The sequence below is a fragment of the Soonwooa buanensis genome (genome assembly GCF_900167905.1).
Lineage (GTDB): Bacteria > Bacteroidota > Bacteroidia > Flavobacteriales > Weeksellaceae > Soonwooa > Soonwooa buanensis.
In genome coordinates, this window is sequence record NZ_FUYZ01000003.1 from 154,141 (window position 1) to 170,882 (window position 16,742).

At 32.2% G+C, this 16,742-nt stretch carries 18 protein-coding genes; 1 reads left to right on the plus strand and 17 read right to left on the minus strand.

What is annotated here, in order from left to right:
- Positions 1-92 precede the first annotated feature (92 nt).
- The 11 genes from B5X62_RS06020 to B5X62_RS06070 form a co-directional block, all read right to left on the minus strand.
- Complete coding sequence (locus B5X62_RS06020; RefSeq protein WP_079666506.1) at positions 93-389, minus strand: hypothetical protein; 297 nt, start codon at positions 387-389, stop codon at positions 93-95.
- 30 nt (positions 390-419) lie between these two features.
- Positions 420-1,088 carry a carbonic anhydrase gene (locus B5X62_RS06025; RefSeq protein WP_079666507.1) on the minus strand — a complete coding sequence of 223 codons (669 nt, stop codon included), beginning with the start codon at positions 1,086-1,088 and terminating at the stop codon, positions 420-422.
- Positions 1,089-1,209: 121 nt separating this feature from the next.
- The gene (locus tag B5X62_RS06030) at positions 1,210-1,767 is read right to left on the minus strand and encodes a serine acetyltransferase (RefSeq protein ID WP_079666508.1); all 558 of its coding nucleotides are present in this window, start codon (positions 1,765-1,767) and stop codon (positions 1,210-1,212) included.
- Positions 1,764-2,834 carry an acyltransferase family protein gene (locus B5X62_RS06035; protein ID WP_159447631.1) on the minus strand — a complete coding sequence of 357 codons (1,071 nt, stop codon included), beginning with the start codon at positions 2,832-2,834 and terminating at the stop codon, positions 1,764-1,766. The genes B5X62_RS06030 and B5X62_RS06035 overlap by 4 nt, the downstream gene beginning before the upstream one ends.
- Positions 2,835-2,879: 45 nt before the next feature.
- Entirely contained in the window at positions 2,880-4,028 is a 1,149-nt protein-coding gene (locus B5X62_RS06040; RefSeq protein WP_079666510.1) for a glycosyltransferase, read from the minus strand.
- A 20-nt stretch (positions 4,029-4,048) separates the two neighbouring features.
- Complete coding sequence (locus B5X62_RS06045) at positions 4,049-5,191, minus strand: glycosyltransferase (protein ID WP_079666511.1); 1,143 nt, start codon at positions 5,189-5,191, stop codon at positions 4,049-4,051.
- Positions 5,184-6,098 carry a glycosyltransferase family A protein gene (locus B5X62_RS06050; protein ID WP_079666512.1) on the minus strand — a complete coding sequence of 305 codons (915 nt, stop codon included), beginning with the start codon at positions 6,096-6,098 and terminating at the stop codon, positions 5,184-5,186. The genes B5X62_RS06045 and B5X62_RS06050 overlap by 8 nt, the downstream gene beginning before the upstream one ends.
- A complete protein-coding gene (locus B5X62_RS06055) occupies positions 6,085-7,257 on the minus strand; it encodes a glycosyltransferase (protein WP_079666513.1) in 1,173 nt (390 codons plus the stop codon). Before B5X62_RS06055 ends, B5X62_RS06050 begins: the two co-directional genes overlap by 14 nt.
- A gap of 16 nt (positions 7,258-7,273) precedes the next feature.
- Complete coding sequence (locus tag B5X62_RS06060) at positions 7,274-8,296, minus strand: glycosyltransferase (RefSeq protein WP_079666514.1); 1,023 nt, start codon at positions 8,294-8,296, stop codon at positions 7,274-7,276.
- Complete coding sequence (locus tag B5X62_RS06065; RefSeq protein ID WP_079666515.1) at positions 8,296-9,102, minus strand: glycosyltransferase family 2 protein; 807 nt, start codon at positions 9,100-9,102, stop codon at positions 8,296-8,298. Before B5X62_RS06065 ends, B5X62_RS06060 begins: the two co-directional genes overlap by 1 nt.
- Before the next feature lie 2 nt (positions 9,103-9,104).
- Complete coding sequence (locus tag B5X62_RS06070; RefSeq protein ID WP_245797162.1) at positions 9,105-9,647, minus strand: acyltransferase; 543 nt, start codon at positions 9,645-9,647, stop codon at positions 9,105-9,107.
- A 72-nt stretch (positions 9,648-9,719) separates the two neighbouring features.
- Between B5X62_RS06070 and B5X62_RS06075 the strand changes: the two genes are divergently transcribed.
- The gene (locus tag B5X62_RS06075; protein WP_079666517.1) at positions 9,720-10,715 is read left to right on the plus strand and encodes a glycosyltransferase; all 996 of its coding nucleotides are present in this window, start codon (positions 9,720-9,722) and stop codon (positions 10,713-10,715) included.
- Positions 10,716-10,754: 39 nt separating this feature from the next.
- Here B5X62_RS06075 and B5X62_RS06080 read toward each other — a convergent pair whose 3' ends face one another.
- The 6 genes from B5X62_RS06080 to B5X62_RS06105 are packed head-to-tail and all read right to left on the minus strand — an operon-like array spanning position 10,755 to position 16,662.
- Complete coding sequence (locus B5X62_RS06080; RefSeq protein WP_079666518.1) at positions 10,755-12,041, minus strand: nucleotide sugar dehydrogenase; 1,287 nt, start codon at positions 12,039-12,041, stop codon at positions 10,755-10,757.
- Positions 12,042-12,045: 4 nt separating this feature from the next.
- Complete coding sequence (locus tag B5X62_RS06085; RefSeq protein ID WP_079666519.1) at positions 12,046-13,038, minus strand: SDR family oxidoreductase; 993 nt, start codon at positions 13,036-13,038, stop codon at positions 12,046-12,048.
- Between the two features lie 28 nt (positions 13,039-13,066).
- Entirely contained in the window at positions 13,067-13,975 is a 909-nt protein-coding gene (locus B5X62_RS06090; protein WP_079666520.1) for a glycosyltransferase, read from the minus strand.
- Positions 13,976-13,977: 2 nt separating this feature from the next.
- Positions 13,978-14,949 carry a glycosyltransferase family 2 protein gene (locus B5X62_RS06095; protein WP_079666521.1) on the minus strand — a complete coding sequence of 324 codons (972 nt, stop codon included), beginning with the start codon at positions 14,947-14,949 and terminating at the stop codon, positions 13,978-13,980.
- On the minus strand, positions 14,942-15,613 hold the full coding sequence (locus B5X62_RS06100) for an NAD-dependent epimerase/dehydratase family protein (protein WP_079666522.1): 672 nt from the start codon (positions 15,611-15,613) through the stop codon (positions 14,942-14,944). Before B5X62_RS06100 ends, B5X62_RS06095 begins: the two co-directional genes overlap by 8 nt.
- Complete coding sequence (locus B5X62_RS06105; protein ID WP_079666523.1) at positions 15,610-16,662, minus strand: glycosyltransferase family protein; 1,053 nt, start codon at positions 16,660-16,662, stop codon at positions 15,610-15,612. The genes B5X62_RS06100 and B5X62_RS06105 overlap by 4 nt, the downstream gene beginning before the upstream one ends.
- Between the last annotated feature and the right edge of the window lie 80 nt (positions 16,663-16,742).

The following is a 16,742-nucleotide window of genomic DNA, read 5'->3' on the forward strand; positions in this document are numbered from 1 at the left end:
CGTAACTGAAGTTTTCTACGTTGAAAATTTAATTTTAATTAATTGAATAATAGGAGTTTCCCGATAGTTGATAAAGGGAAGCTTGATTAAAATTAAATCTGATTCGGAGGTGGCGAAAAAATAGGGATATACGGCGAGATACTCGCATTGTCATCAATAAGTGTGAAAGATTTTTTGCCAAGATCAGATTCGAAAAACTTAATAAAGTCGTGTATCGAAAGTGGATTAGGCGTTACCTTTTCATTAAAAGATGACGTGCTAGTTTTTACTTCTTCTTCTGCAATTGAGACATTAGTCGTAGGCAAATCCCATCCGAAAACCGCAGCCACACTAGGTAAGGCTGTGAAATTCATAAAGATTGCTAAAACTAAAATGCTCAAATACTTCATAAGATTGCTTTAATAACAGTTTTTACAAGGTTATTTTTCCATTTTTGGAACAGACCAAGTAGATTCTGTCAAATCATAAATTTTCTGAATATGATGAAGAATGCCTTCAAAATCAATATTCAAATCCTTTAATGTTCCGGTTTTCAAATCGAAAACCCATCCGTGCACAACGGGATAACCATTTTGGACAAAGCCTTTCTGTACTGCTGCAGCTTTCACTACGTTGATACATTGCTCTTGTACGTTAAGTTCTACCAATCTGTCGAACTTTTGGTGTTGGTCTGTGATTGCGTCTAACTCCTCTTGGTGCATACGATAGACGTCGCGAATACTTCTTAACCAAGGGTTAAGTAGACCAAGGTCTGTAGATTGCATCGCTGCGTTAATACCGCCGCATCCGTAATGTCCACATACAACGATGTGTTTTACTTTTAGGTGGCTCACCGCATACTCAATAACCGAATTAACATTCATGTCGATATTGTTAACCATGTTAGCAATATTTCTGTGAACGAAAATTTCACCAGGTTTCAATCCCATCAAGTCTTCTGCCGGAACTCTACTGTCGGAACATCCGATGTATAAAAATTCTGGGGTTTGACCTTCTGCTAAGTTTTTAAAAAAGTCTGCATTGGTAGATTTCATTTCTTCTACCCATTGACGGTTGTTTTCAAAAACTTTGTTGTACGAATCTTGCATAAAAATATATATTTAAGGTTAAAATTACTTTAACTATTAAATACGCTGTTTTGATAGATTGAATCAATAATGATGCAAAAGTAATTTATTTTGACTAAAAAATTAAAAATATTAACAAAGTTTAATATTTTACTTTATTATTAATATAGCCTTCTGTGGCCATATTATTGGGTGTAATCTGCGCTGGATTGCCGATGACTATAGAGTTTTCTGGCACGTCCGTACTTACATAAGCATTTGGTGCGATAAGAACATTATTCCCAATTGTGATGCCTCCAACAATAACAGCGTTGGGACCAATCCAGACTTCGTCACCAATTACAGGCACACCTTCTCGCCTTCCACGATTGGCTTGTGCAATGGTTACACCTTGTGCAATATTGCAATTGCGACCGATAATTGCTTTTGGATTAATCACCAATTGTCCCCAATGCCCAAGATACAATCCGTCTCCTATTTGAGTTTCCGCATAGATTTGGAAACCATATTTAATCTGATAATGACGAAGAATTAATCTGTAGATTTTCCCTGTTAAAGAAGATTTTGGATGTTTTTGCGCATTTCGGAACCAATAGATATAATGCAGATTTGGACTAAAACATTTTTTTAGTATCTGAAAATGTGACAAATATTGTCCACTTTCTCTGTAAAAATCTTTTTGAATGGTCGTGTAACTCATTTTATTTTTTCAAAAATCTTGTTATAAATGAAGTATAAAAGGTAACAAGTTGGCAGTAGCAAAATTAGGTATAAAAAAATTCTTTCTGCTCTAATATCCATATTTTCTATATCAAAAAGTGGCAATATTCTAAAAATACCATTAGTTACAAAAATGATCATTGAGATTTTGCCAATGCTAACGAAGATTTTTTTCCAAGATGAACCTAGAACGATGTATAAGTTTTCAAATATATATAACAGAACAAGTGTAAAAGCTAGAAAACTGAACGGAAACAAAAACTCGTAAACTTGTGAAAGCGAAAACACGACCAAACTTGAAATAAATACTATTGCTGACGGTTTTTTTAATTTATTTTGAGCAAAATATATTCCTAAGAATACTTCTGGTAAATGACCAATTAAGCTTGGGAGAATATTAAAATTCGTTTGTTTGTCAACCGTATAGTATAGAACAGTTATCAATACATAAGTTGTTGCAAGAATTAATGCTAGCTTGTATTTTTTTAAAATTTTAAATAAAAAAGGAAAAGCAACATATAGTTGAACCATTAATCCAAAAAACCAAAATGGACCACTCAACATATTGTAAGTCCATGGCTTGTAAAAATTGGAAATTGAAGAACTCAGCAAAATACTTTTGACAGCTGTTTTTTTCAATGAATAAACTTCTCCAAAGCCGATGTAGAAAAAGATGTGATAAACAATAAAGCCAAAGATCAATAGAACGTATAATTTCTTGAGTCGCGTTTTTAAATATTTAAAATAATTTAATCTGCTATTTTCGTTTTTAATAAACTGAATACTAAGTCCATAGGCGCTAAAGAATACAAAGAGTTGGACACCATAATGACCTAGAAACGAAAAAATTGAAACAAAAAAATTAGGCCATTGCACAGGATAAAGATTCTCCAAAAAAATCTGCGCATTATTAGCAGTAAAATCCGATTCGTTTTCAATACTAAATCCAACTTGCCAATGCAAATAATTGTGAAGAACAATTAACAAAATGGCAATGCCTTTGAAGTAGTTGGTGTCATCTAAAGTAAAGCTTCCTCTGGATTGCATGCTTGTCATTTTGAGACAACAATTTATAATAAAAAAATTAAATTTCTACAGCTTATCGATAATATTAGTAATACCCTTCACCGAATTTTTTAGGTTAAATGGCATTTCGTAAGCTTGAAGTTTAGTCTGATAATTTTCAAAAGTTTGAGGATGTAGTAAAGCTTTCTTCATACCTTCATAAATACCTTCTTCAGAATTTTCTATTATTAAACCCAAGTCGCCATCATTTAACATTTCACGAACGCCAGAAACATCGGTTGCAATAATGTTTTTGTTAAGCGTCATAGCTTCGAATAGAACGGTCGGGAAACCTTCATAACGAGAACTTAAAATATAAAAATCTGCTTTCTTAAAATAAGGATAAGGATTATCTGTAAAACCCAACATTGTCGCTGTGTTGTCAACGCCAAGTTCGGTTTTTAGTTTTTTGATATTTTCAAAATCGTAACCATCACCAACAATTAGAAGTCGGTGATCTAATCCTTCATTTATTAATTTTTTATGAGCTTTAAGAAGTCGGTCAAATCCTTTTTGTGGGAAAACGGTCCCAACCGAAATGAAAGTCGGAAGTTTGTCATTAAATTTATAATTTTCGACAGTTTTTTCCGCTTTTGCTAAAATCTCTTCTGTATCCAAAGGGTTGAAAATTCTAACAATTTTAGATTTTTCAGTTTCGGAAATAGCAAGGTCTTCAAAAGTCTTTTTAATCTTTTCTGAAATGACCATCACTTTATCGTATTTAAAAAAGCGTCTGATTTTTTCTTTGGTATAACCTTCAACTTGCGTTAAATCATTATGGATCCACATCAGTTTTTTTGAGGATGTCAAAGGACTATTAAGCACTTCGTCCATAAAACCATGGATTGCAGCAAACTCGATGTCATACTTTTTGTTTTTGAGTTTTCGCTTATAAAGAATTTTCGGATATTTTTTCAATAAACGTTGATAGACAACGCGATAGGCTTTTTTAGGAATGTCTTGCGGGCGATTGGTCGTAATCATTTCGCCTTTGTTGAGGTACATCACATTAACCCAATTCGGAACTTCGGTAAGATATTTCCCCGAATATAGGTTAAGCAAAAGGTCCACTTCGTATTTGTCAGACGGCAAATTTTTGAGAAAAGTCACCAAAACTTTCTCTGCACCACCATGTCTTAACGAACCAATACGAATAAGGATTTTCTTTTTCAAAATGTATTTTTTACGAAGTTAAATTAATTATCGATTAAGTTTTTCCATTGTTGGATGATTTTATCTTTTCTCCATTTTGCAGACTCTCGATAACTTGACTTGTTAAGCTCTTCTAAGACATAAGGATTATCGATTAGATATTGAAGTTTTTCTGCAAACATTTCTTTGTCGTGCATTGGGATGAGGTATCCGTTTTGCTGGTTAACAATATCAGACGGTCCATATTTGCAATCATAGGAAATTAGTGCGTTTGCAGTGAGGTTTGCTTCAATCAATACAGTTGGTAAGCATTCAGTTTTACTTGTAAACAAGAATGCTTTGCTGTTGCTTAAAGCTTCATATATTTCATCTAGATTTTTTGCGCCAAGAAGTTCTACTTTATTTTTTAGATCAGTATTGTCTTCTAAATATTTTTCTAATTTGGATTTTGTGGGACCATCACCAATAATTTTGAATTTAAAATTTTTTAGATTAACATTCTTTAGTATTTCCAAACTTTCTTGGACATTTTTATCACTGTCCAATCGCCCAACAAATATTAGGTCATTTTTCTTATTCTCAATTTTTTCTGAGACAAAATTTTCGAAAGGAAAACCTATTAAGTTTGCAATTAGAAAAGACTGATTATTAATTTGTTTGTAATGTGCAAGGGAAGGAGAATTAAGACAAACAACAGCTTTGAAGTTTTTATAGTTTTTTCTTAGTAAGTCCTTCCAAAGTTTACCACCTACTTCAAAATTAGCGTGTTCCCATGCTATTGTTTTGGCAGCAATAGCTTTGTTTTGAGCGATTTGAGCGGATAGTTTGTACCAAGACGAAATAACTAAGTCATAATTTAGATGATTTTGCTTTAACCATTTTGATAGCATTTCCCATTGTCCAAAGTCGTATACATAATTTTTGATATTTTGTCTAGCGGGAAGTTTACGAAAATATTTGTCGATGCCAACATTTATTTTTGTAAATCCCCAGTGTGAAAAAGAGTCTATATGCACAATTTTTACACGGGAATCAAGAGGGTAAAAGCAATCTGTGTTGGACATCATTAATAATATACTAACATCATAACCTTGTTCTACTAGCTGGTTCGCAAGAGATACTAATACTCTCGCAACGCCTCCTGGTTTAAAGAGTTTGTAATAGATGAAAAGTATTTTCTTAGACATTTTTTCGCTTTTTGTAAATCAACGTTAATGGAAAGATTAATGTTGACAGAACTTTAAAATTAGTGATTCCGTTGTTAATTTCACTGAGATTTTTATTATTTATTAATGAATAAGTTTGATAACCTACAAGATTCCTTATTAAAGTACTTGGATAGTTTTTAAGTTGCTTGTGGTAACAATTTAGGAAAGAACGGTATCCTTCCATTAATCCATAAGTATTTTTACCTGTCCATCTTGTATTAGAAACAGATTGTTGATCGTCTTCATCAAAGTGATAATTACGGACAATTTTATTGATAAAGCGCGTTTTGATACCCTCAGAATCGTAGATATTGAAAAATACGGTCTGCGGGATATAACCCTTGCCTTTGTATTTTTCGTAATCGAATTTATCTAAATAACGGTGATATGTTTTGGTAAAAAAGATACCATTCTTGTCACCTCTCACCTTGTATTTATAACGCATATCGAAGATAGAACCGTCAAACTCTATAGGAAACTTATCCCCCACAATTTGCCCATTTTCATCTGCAGAATGTCCAATAATACCAATATAGTCCTCTTGATTTTGTATTTTATCTGATTCTTCAACAAGAATTTCCATAGAGTTCTTTGGATAAGTGTCGTCCGAATCTAATATCATAAAATAAGGACTTGTTACTTTTTTAATACCCTCAAAAACAGTTATGAATTTGTGCTGATTTTCATTCCAAAAATAGTCGATATCGATGATGTTTTCGTTTTTAAACAGTTCTACCAATTCTTTAGTTCCATCAGTTGATCCATCATCCATAATAATCCATTTGAAGTCCTTAAAGCTTTGTTGTTTTAAAGATTCATAAGTTCTAGTAATGGTGTGCGCACGATTGTATGTTGGCGTAACAACCGTAATTTTAGGACTGTTCATTTTGTAGTTTCAATTGGTATTGCTGTTCAAAAACTTCGCTTACTTGTCGATAGATTTCTTTTTCATCGAATTTTTCATATGCTTTTTCAGTAGCATCATAGATTTTGTCAACTAAATCAGGATTTGTCATAAAATCTTTCATAGCATTGTACATATCCTTTTCATCATAGTTGATCAAAATGCCATCTATGCCGTCATCTATCATTTCTGAAATACCACCAACATTGGTTGATATTATTGGTTTTCTCATAGCCATTACTTCGCCAATCACAAGTGGGTAAGATTCTGATTGTGAGGGAAGAATGAAGAAGTCCGAAGCTTTGATATATGGGTATGGATTAGTCTGCGAGTCAAGCAACAAAAATGTGTTGTCAACACCGAGTTCTTTACGCTGACTGATGAGATTTTCCATTTCGTTGCCACCACCAATGACAGCGATAACATGTGGAAAGCCGTCTTCTAATAATTGTTTGTGCACTTTCATCAAAGCATGATAACCTTTGCGATGGTGTAGCCTTCCCATTGATGAAAACACAGGATAATCTGTGTTAAAAGAATGATTAAATAAAGTCGCTTTTTTAAGAACTTCATCCACTTTTATCACGTTATAAATAACAGTGCTTTTTGAATATTTAACTTGATAAAGATCATCGATAACTTGTCTGGTTTGTTTGGAGCCGAAAATCATGAAATCAAATTTTTTCATTTTTTCGATTCTGCTCATAACGCGTTGTTGGTCTTTGTCATAGCCAACGTCGGTGTGGAACCAGCCTATTTTTCTAGATTTTTTGTTAGGCGAATTTAATACCATGTCAAATTCTGTGTAACCTGGTGCAACTTCGATATCGTAGTTCTCTAGACCTTTTACTTTATATAAAAAAGCAGGAAATTTATCATAAATCTCCAACTTCAAACGACGGAAAGCCAATTGCAATTTTTGGATAAAGGGATTGGAACTCATTTGTTCTTTCCCTTTTTCCACAACGATAAGTTTGATATTTTTGGGAATATCTTTCACCAATTCGCCTTGATACAAATTAAGCATCAAAGTAAAATCAAATTTATCATTAGGAAGGTTTCTAAGCAAGTCTAAAACCACACGTGGGACACCTCCCATCTCAAGCGATCTTAGCCTAAAGAGTATTTTTATTTTTTTCATGTTGTGTTTTATGTTCTCAGTTATCGACTTCAGCCCCTAGATTTCGATATTGTGTTTTAAATTTTTCTGACCATTTTTTCCATTCCGAATATTGGGCGTCGGGATGATTGGCTTGGTCTAAAAATGTTTTGATATAATCGTCAGAAAAATCTTTTGGATAATTTTCCATGGCGTTAAACTTATCTGTGTACCAAGCTTCATTAATGATAAAATTCATTCGGTTAACATCAAAATTGTTTCCATATTCGTGATAAGATCCTGTTGCCGAAGATTTGAAAGTCGTTTTTAAAACCTCTTGTTTCGTTCGTGCAAAGATGGCTTTTTTATTGTTGTGATACCAAGCTGCGGCGTTTCGCAATTGTTGTTTTTCGTCAACTTTGCCTCTGGCATCTTTCCAGATTTGTAACCAATAATCTTTCTGATACAGTCCCATCAGGATAGAATTAAGTGCCCAATATTTTCTTTTTGTTGTGTTGTCTGCGATACCTAATTTGTACAAAATCGTAAAAAATTTGTACTTGTTGTACATGAAAAGATCCATAACAAATTGACTCGACGTAAACATTTTTTTAGGAATTACTGAGTCAAAAATGCCAAAATTATTAACCTCACAATTTTTATCATCCGAATAATTCCCAAGCCAACCTAGCTTTAACAAAGGAATTTTGCTTTTTTGCATTTCGGAAGTCAGTGTGTCAAAGTTAATCGGCTTTGTCATCCAGACATCGTCTTCGGTTACCAGAACATAATCCGAAGCCTTTTTAACTTGATTATACCAAAGGTCTGTGGGAATCGTAAAGCCATCAATTTTTTTTCCTGATGTAATATTCTGCTCAATAGCTTTAATCTTTTTAGGATATTGTTTTGATTTTAAAATAGAAATCGAAGGATATTTTTGTTGAATCTTTTCTAAATATTGTGTGGGCGTACCATCATCCAAAACAAAAATTTTGAAATCTCCTTTAGTATTTTCCAAAATAGAAGCAATGCAACGATCGAGATAAAAAGGCCTATTAAAAGATTTTATGATGATATCCATTAGCTTAGTTTTCGTAAAAGTTTTTTAAAAAAGCTGTTTTCTTTTTCAAAAATATATTTTGGCAAGTCAGTTATTTCTGCCACATTCTTGCCATAAAGTTTGTTGATTTTTCTTCTGTGGCAAGTTGCAAGGATGACTTTATGCCAATTTTCATTTAGTTTTGCTTTTTTCGATTTGTCTTGTGATACCCCTTTGTCATGCAGTCTATAAAGATACTGGAAAGAATTAATAAACTTGAAATTACCTTTTTCGTATAGTTTTAAATACAAATCTTGGTCGACAGCCGATGTTAATGCTGGGTCTATCCCTTCTGTCTGGCTGTATGTAGATTTTTTAAAAGTAAAAAAGTGAGCAACTTCAAAATTAATGTTAAAGAACAAATTTTTATGTTGAGGTATTTCTCGAGAATATTTGAAATCGCCTACAGCTTTCCCTTTGTCATTGACCAATTTAATTTTTGAATAAGTTGCAATACAGTTTTCGCCTTTATATGCTAAGGCCGATTCTTCGACTGCGGTATTCGTTAAAAAATCGTCTGGATCTAGGAAACCGCATATTTCTCCATTCGCTTCTTCGATACATCTCCTTTTAGTAAATCCAACTTTAGAATTGACATTGTTTCTAAAAAGTTGAATGCGAGAATCGGCTTTCGCCAATTCTTGTAATTTTTCGTACGAACCATCTGTAGAACAATCATCAACAATGATAATTTCTAAATTTTGATAAGTCTGATTTTTTATAGAATTATAACAATCTTGAAAGTAATCCCAGTTGTTATAATGAGCAACTAATATAGAGAATAGCATAATTAGATTGATTTTACAATTTGCTCCTGCTTGTTAATAAGAACTGAATTAGCTGGCACATCTTTGTGGATAATACAACCAGCACCAATAATGGTATTATCGCCTATTGTTACGCCTTTTAGTACAACAACATTGCTGCCAAGCCAGCAGTTTTTGCCGATTTTGACAGGAGCAGTTGTGAATTTTTGGTGTTCAACTTTAAAGTTGGGTGATGAGGTATATTCGTGATTATGATCGTAGAGTTTGACCGATTCTCCGAATAATGTGTTTTCCCCAATCTCGATACTGTCAAGACAGTTTACTGAACAATTATTATTGAAAAATACATTGTTTTCAATTTTTAAACTAGCATTTTTTCCGACCAAAAAATGACAATTATCCCTAACATTAATGTCCTTACCAAAGCTAATTCTTTTGTAACCATTGTAGAATTTGAAATCACAAAAATTTCCAATCTTTATGTTGGTATTTTGGTGTTTCGAAAGTTCTTTAAGGTTAGCGTTTTTTAAAATTTTGAGAATTAATTTTCCTAGAAAACTCATCATCTTTTGTTTGTGTTGTTCAAAGATACAGCTTTCCAAAATAAAATGATAATTTTGTAAACGCAAATGAAATACATGAATCCTTTAGTTAGCATTATTATTCCCGTTTTTAAAGTTGAAGAATTTATAAGACGGTGTATTTTGTCGGTTATTAACCAGACTTATCAAAATATAGAATGTCTTGTCGTTGATGATCAATCGCCAGATAACTCGATAAATATTGTCAAAGACATTATTTCAGAATTCTCGGATTTTGAAATTAAAATTATTACACAACCCCAAAATATGGGACTGTCGATGGCGAGAAATGCAGGGATTGATGTTGCAAAAGGAAAGTATATGTACTTCCTTGATAGCGATGATGAAATTACGCCTAATGCAATTAAGCAGCTTGTTGACCTTGCTGAAAAAACAAATGCAGAATTAACGCTTGGACATTGTCTTTGTATTAACGAAGCAGAAAACTGGACTAGAGATTATTTTCCAATTAAGTCACAAAAAGATTTTTTAAAAGGGAACACCGAAATTCTTAATGAGTTTATCAATGGTGAGTATCCTGTTATGGCTTGTGATAAGCTGGTTAGGAGAGATTTTGTGTTAAAGAATCAATTGTATTTTGTACAAGATCTTTTTTCGCAAGATGTATTATGGAGTTTCCAATCTGCATTAAAGTTGGAAAGTGTGGCATTTTTGAGAGAAGATACGTATTTGTATTATTTTCATTCAGCGTCAATTATTCATAATCGAGGTGAAAAGCATTTTGGTAACTGGATAACAATTGCGAATTATATGAATCAAGCTTATCTTAATGAGAATAATGAAGATCGAAAACAGTTAATTTTGCGTTACTTAGTTGATTTTAAAGTAATGACTTTACAAATGAATTGGAAGGCTCAAAAAAATAAAGCTCTTTGGAAACGTAGTTATGATGCCTATTCAAGACTAAAAGGTCTCAGTATTTTCGATTACTTTTCTTCGAAATATTCCACAAAGCTAAAAAAAGAAAATTTTTACATTTCTCTTCCAACAAACCTTGGATATAAATTATTCCGAAAACGTTTTGGAGACTAAAATAAGAAAAGGCATCAAATTCATTTGATGCCTTTTTTCTTACAATCTTTTTATATTTTGCTCGAGAGCAAGCTTTCCTTTGACGTCGTAGATGACACCATTTTCTTTAAGAAGATTATTTAAATCTAGATTTTCAAATTCGTTATGAGAAACGGCTACGACGATTGCGTCAAATTTTTCTTGGGGAAGTTGGTTAGAAGTGTTGAGATTATACTCATGTTTAACATCACTTGGGTTAGCCCAAGGATCATAAACATTAACTTTGATATTGTAATCTTCTAGGTTTTTGATAACATCGACAACCTTCGTGTTTCTAACATCTGGACAGTTTTCTTTAAATGTGAAACCTAATACTAAAACATTTGACTGATTGACTTTAATATCATTTTTCAACATTTGTTTAACAACTTCACTTGCCACGTAATGTCCCATAGAATCGTTCATGCGGCGACCAGCCAAGATGATTTCTGGATGATAACCATATTCTTGCGCTTTTTGGGCAAGGTAATAAGGATCTACGCCTATACAGTGCCCTCCAACCAATCCAGGTTTGAAGGGCAGGAAGTTCCATTTTGTGCCAGCTGCAGCAAGAACATCATGCGTATCGATGTCCATTAGATTAAATATTTTTGCTAATTCATTAACGAAAGCTATATTAATGTCACGTTGCGAGTTTTCGATAACTTTAGCCGCTTCAGCAACTTTAATAGTTGGCGCAAGATGTGTCCCTGCGGTAATTACCGATTTGTAAATGTCATCGACGATTTTTCCGATTTCGGGGTTAGAGCCAGAAGTTACTTTTAAGATTTTTTCAACAGTATGTTCTTTATCTCCAGGATTGATACGCTCTGGCGAATAACCAGCGAAGAAATCTTCATTAAATTTCAATCCTGAATTTTTTTCTAAAACAGGAATACATTCTTCCTCAGTAACACCTGGATAAACTGTGGATTCGTAAATTACGATATCGCCTTTCTTTAGAACTTTAGCAACCGTTTCGCTTGCTTTGTAAAGCGGTGTTAAATCTGGACGATTATTCTTGTCAACAGGCGTTGGTACCGTAACAATATAGATATTAGAATCCGCAATGTCATTAAGCTCGTTAGAACAATAAAGACCTTTGTCTGCTGAGGTTGGATTGTGGTCAACAATCGCACTTTTTAGAACATCATTTTCGACTTCCAAGGTTGAATCGATACCTTGACGAAGTTCTGAGATTCTTGCTTGATTAATATCAAAACCAACCACAGGATATTTGGTTGCAAAAAGTCTTGCTAAAGGCAGACCTACATAACCAAGTCCAATAATAGATATTTTGTGAGTCATTGTGTTATTTTAGATTTTCCCAATACCATTTAACAGCTTCTTTTAGGCCATCTTTCATAGAAAATTGAGGTTGGTAATTTAATAAATTTTTTGCTTTATCAATACTAGCTAATGAATGCGGAACATCGCCTTTTCGGTAATCTCCGTAAATGATGTCTACGTCCGAAATTTTTGAATCAAACTCTGACAGGTATTCCTTCAAATATTTAACCAAATCATTAAGCGTTGTTCTTTCACCAAAAGCTGTGTTATAGACTTGATTGTAAGCATCTTTGTTATCAGAAGTTATTGCCAAAAGATTCATTTGGATAACGTTGTCAATATATGTGAAGTCACGAGAATATTCGCCACCGCCATTGATGGTTGGAGACTCATGATTCATAAATTGCATCACAAATTTTGGAATAACAGCTGCGTATGCACCGCCAGGGTTTTGTTTTCTTCCAAATACGTTGAAATATCTTAGGCCAATAGTATCGAAATCATAAGTTTTTTTGAAAACATCAGCATAAAGTTCATTAACATATTTTGTAATGGCGTAAGGAGAAAGAGGTTTCCCGATACGATCTTCAACTTTGGGAAGCGCTTCCGAATCTCCATAAGTTGAAGAGCTCGCCGCATAAACCATACGCTTAACACTAGCATCTCGTGCAGCAACAAGCATATTTAGAAATCCTCCGACATTAACATCGTTACTTGTTATCGGATCGTTGATGGATCTTGGTACCGAGCCTAAAGCTGCTTGGTGAAGAACAAAGTCTTTGTTTTCGCAAGCTTTTTTACAAGTTTCTAGATCGCGGATATCGCCTTCTATTAATGTGAAATTAGGATGATTTTTGATAGCTTCAAGGTTCTCACGACGCCCAGTAGAAAAATTGTCAAGACAAGTTACATTAACATTGTTTTCTAGTAAAACTTCGCAAAGGTTAGAGCCAATAAAACCTGCGCCACCAGTTACTAGGATATTTTTATTTTGGAGTTGATTTTTGAAATTCATTAGTAATTCTGTATTTAATGTATGAATTTTATGATGATTTTTTTTGAAAGTTTTTTTTCAATAAGTATTTTGAAAGTCCTATAATGCCACCGAATTTAAAAAATAAGGTGCTAAAGTTTTGTTTTAATAGATTGTTCTCTTTGTTGTAATAGTGATATATTTTTAAGAAATGCAAATTTTGATTTTTATTAAATGATTTTTCATATTCATTCAATAAGTCGAAATAACATTGTTTCATTGCATGTCTTTTGTATTGATTAACGTCATTACGTCTTGTTAACTGATTTTCACTTCTTCTTATGGCTACAAAAGCTCCATTAACTCCTAGAACATCGCCATCAGTTGTAAAATCTAAATACATCATATATGGGACTCTCCATGCAAGTGGATAATTTCGAAATCCGACTTTGTTATAAACAGAACGTCGGAAAACGTTTTCGGATATGGAAATAAACCTTTCATGAGTTTCATCTTCCCATAGGTAGTTGGCTCCTTTATGTATTAGGGGTTGCTCATGATCAACCAAAAAATTATTATCATGAGTTATTCTTCTCATTTTGAATCTTAATAGATTGATGGATTTTTCGTTTGCAATAAGTATACTTTTATAAAATTGTTCAACAAAATTATGACTTATATAATCATCATCTGCTAAAATCATGATCCATTCTTCTTCTGTCGATAGTGCAATACATCTATCCCATTGTTGAACTAATTCTCCTTTTCCTCCTAAATTTTCTTTAAATTTCGTATATTCATAATCGAATTTGTTTTGATAAGTAAGCAATAAGTCTTGTGGTGAGTTAGGACCATTATCATTGCCAATGTAAACGTTAAAGTCTTTGTTGGTTTGATTAGCTAAAGAGTCTAAAGTATCTTTAAAATAGTCAATTTTATAATAAGGAATTACGATTGCAAGTTTTTTTTGATTACTCATTTCTATTTAATAATATTTTTAAAAAGAATGTCGAAAGTTAAATAGGTTCTTTTATTAAAAAAAATAAAAATACTATTTATCTTTTTTGATTGTATACTCTTCACTGGAAATATCTTTAAGACAATTATTTGTTTTAAGTAGTGCAAACGTTTTGAGTAGGAGTAGTTCTCTTTATACAATCGATATATTGAAGTTACTAAAATATGGTTATAATCTTTATTTATAAAACTATTTTCTAAATTAATGTTTTGTGAGATAAAGAATGTCGTTAAAAATTTTTTATAATATTCTAAATACGTCTTATAAGAAACAAAAGAATGTTTTTTTGATACCGCGGATCCTTCTCTATAAAAATAATTATAGTTTGAAGTCTTTAAAAATTTAATTGTATTTATTTTTTCTAAGTATTTATAAAAAAATACACGATCTTCTCTTATTGTTAATTTTTCATCAAAAGAAAGGGAATTTTTTTTTATAATACTCAGATCAAAAAATTTATTTACCGGATGACCATCTAGATACTTTTCATTTGATAATATTTTAGAAAAATCATTTAAGTTAATTTCTTCATCATTATAATTTAAAAAATTTGAAATAGCACCACTGCTAGTTATTCTATTAATATCTTGAACTAACAAATAGTTGCTCGCTTTAAAATTATCAACAAAGTCTTTTAAATAGCTTTCTTCTACTGTATCGTCAGAATCTATAAAAACGACCCATTTACCAGTTGCTTTTTCTATACCAAAATTTCTTGCACTAGAGACACCTTCATTTTCTTTATAAAAATATTTGTAACGATAATCATTTTTTACAAAATCTAAACAAATTTCTTCGCTGTTATCTGGGGATCCATCATTAATTAGCAACACTTCGAAGTTACTAAAGCGTTGTCTCTGAATACTAACTAAACAGTCTCGTAGATAAGTTTCCACTTTATAAATAGGAATAATTATGGATATCAGATCATTCATAATATTTCTTAATTAGGTTATCTAAATAATCCATCTTATTAGTAATATTAAAATGGTAGTCTAGCTCATCTATATCTATTGAGTAATGCTCTCCTTTTTGCTCAATTCTTTTTTGAGCTTGTATTTTAAGTTTTTTTTCGAATGCTTCGATAATTTCGGGGATTAAAAAATTTTCTAAGTATGCAACATTTACAATTTTATTCCAATTTTTAGATTGAATATATTGCAAAGTTATGTTTTTAACATCTTCAACGTCTATCAAATTTCTAGTGGCATGTTGATGTATTGTAAGTTGTTGGTCTGTTGTTATTTGGTGGGACAAATAGTTCATCAAAAGATTAGGATTTCCTCCTCTTCCAACAGCATTACTTACGCGGAGAATTAGAAAATGTGTTGCTTGACGTTTGATTAGCTCTTCAATATGTAGCTTGTGCAAAACATACTGACTGTTGTATTTTGAAGAATCATATATAGAACACGTACTGAAATAAATAAACAATTTTTCTGGAAATTGAGCTAATGTTTTCTCCACAAGATCTTCTTCTCGTATGAATTCTTCCCATCTTGTCTCGGAAGAGTTAGAGACGCCAGATGCAAAGAAAACGATCTCGTCAGAATCATTTTCTGTAAATAGATTTGCGATAAGACCTTTGCCTATTATCATACGTTAAATTTATCAAATATATTTTTTAGTTTTTGAAAATTTGAAATTAAATCAAATTCTTTTTCTATTAGTTTTCTGCCCGCATTTCCTGCTTCTAGTTGCAAGTTTTTATTTTCATAAAATTTATAAAAACTATCTGACCATTCTTTGGCAGAATTAGCCCCAAAACCACAATTTGTCTGTTCTAATATTTCATTATTCATCCCTAGTGGAGATACAACAACAGGGACATGGGCAGCCATGTATTGTAGCATTTTGAAGCTACATTTACCTTTTACCCATTCTTCGTTAGGTAAAGGCATAAGACCGATATTGAAATTTGCTACTTCATCTATAAAGGTCGATTCGTCCCAGTTGATAATTTTGGTATTCTTAGGGAAATGTTCTTTTAGAAAATCGTGTTTTGATGAGATAATATGAAATTCAGACTTAGTATTTTCTAAAAATTCATTTAACGGTTTTTGAATTAATAATAAATACTCATTTGTAAAATGCGAACCTAACCAACCTATAATAAATTTATCATCGTTAATGTGTTTTTTTTGTTTTGGATAAGATTTTACATCAATCGTTGTAGGAATGATTTCGGTTTCTAATTTATATTGTGTTCTGGCATAGTTCGCCAAATAATTATTACCTGCGATAGCCTGGGTTGCTATTTCTAAAGTTTTATTAAACAAGTACGTTGATGACAACCATTCGGCATCGTCAAAATCTACGACCAATACTTTACCTGAAGCTTTTACTATATTGATAAGTTCTGTATCTCTTAATAATTTATTTACCCATATAATGTCGGCCTGTTCTACCTGCTTCTTAAATTTATTTAGATAATATTTTTTGTTGATATTTTTATATCCAACTCTTCTTAGCAATCCTCTTACTCCTATAATATTAGGGTAGTTAGGAATTGATACCCGCTTTGAATTAAATTCTGTTACCTCGTAGCCATTTTGTTCTAGCAAAGGATAGTATTGTCTTAATCTAAAATTTGAAGAAGGATATTCTGTGCCTCCTAAAGTAACAGCTAATATTTTTTTTGGACTCATAGATTAATTTGTAAAATCTTTTTTTAAAAACTCTGTACATTTTAGATCTTTGTTTTGGAGCAGAAATGTTTTCTTTAACT

Excerpts from the sequence above, each read along its gene's own strand:
- B5X62_RS06085 (WP_079666519.1), bottom strand. The coding sequence starts at position 13,038 with ATGAATTTCAAAAATCAACTCCAAAATAAAAATATCCTAGTAACTGGT.
- B5X62_RS06055 (WP_079666513.1), bottom strand. The coding sequence starts at position 7,257 with ATGAAAAAAATAAAAATACTCTTTAGGCTAAGATCGCTTGAGATGGGA.
- B5X62_RS06090 (WP_079666520.1), bottom strand. The coding sequence starts at position 13,975 with ATGAGTAATCAAAAAAAACTTGCAATCGTAATTCCTTATTATAAAATT.
- B5X62_RS06105 (WP_079666523.1), bottom strand. The coding sequence starts at position 16,662 with ATGAGTCCAAAAAAAATATTAGCTGTTACTTTAGGAGGCACAGAATAT.
- B5X62_RS06080 (WP_079666518.1), bottom strand. The coding sequence starts at position 12,041 with ATGACTCACAAAATATCTATTATTGGACTTGGTTATGTAGGTCTGCCT.
- B5X62_RS06025 (WP_079666507.1), bottom strand. The coding sequence starts at position 1,088 with ATGCAAGATTCGTACAACAAAGTTTTTGAAAACAACCGTCAATGGGTA.
- B5X62_RS06030 (WP_079666508.1), bottom strand. The coding sequence starts at position 1,767 with ATGAGTTACACGACCATTCAAAAAGATTTTTACAGAGAAAGTGGACAA.
- B5X62_RS06065 (WP_079666515.1), bottom strand. The coding sequence starts at position 9,102 with ATGCTATTCTCTATATTAGTTGCTCATTATAACAACTGGGATTACTTT.
- B5X62_RS06075 (WP_079666517.1), top strand. The coding sequence starts at position 9,720 with ATGAATCCTTTAGTTAGCATTATTATTCCCGTTTTTAAAGTTGAAGAA.
- B5X62_RS06035 (WP_159447631.1), bottom strand. The coding sequence starts at position 2,834 with ATGCAATCCAGAGGAAGCTTTACTTTAGATGACACCAACTACTTCAAA.
- B5X62_RS06095 (WP_079666521.1), bottom strand. The coding sequence starts at position 14,949 with ATGAATGATCTGATATCCATAATTATTCCTATTTATAAAGTGGAAACT.
- B5X62_RS06070 (WP_245797162.1), bottom strand. The coding sequence starts at position 9,647 with ATGATGAGTTTTCTAGGAAAATTAATTCTCAAAATTTTAAAAAACGCT.
- B5X62_RS06020 (WP_079666506.1), bottom strand. The coding sequence starts at position 389 with ATGAAGTATTTGAGCATTTTAGTTTTAGCAATCTTTATGAATTTCACA.
- B5X62_RS06100 (WP_079666522.1), bottom strand. The coding sequence starts at position 15,613 with ATGATAATAGGCAAAGGTCTTATCGCAAATCTATTTACAGAAAATGAT.
- B5X62_RS06060 (WP_079666514.1), bottom strand. The coding sequence starts at position 8,296 with ATGGATATCATCATAAAATCTTTTAATAGGCCTTTTTATCTCGATCGT.
- B5X62_RS06045 (WP_079666511.1), bottom strand. The coding sequence starts at position 5,191 with ATGTCTAAGAAAATACTTTTCATCTATTACAAACTCTTTAAACCAGGA.
- B5X62_RS06050 (WP_079666512.1), bottom strand. The coding sequence starts at position 6,098 with ATGAACAGTCCTAAAATTACGGTTGTTACGCCAACATACAATCGTGCG.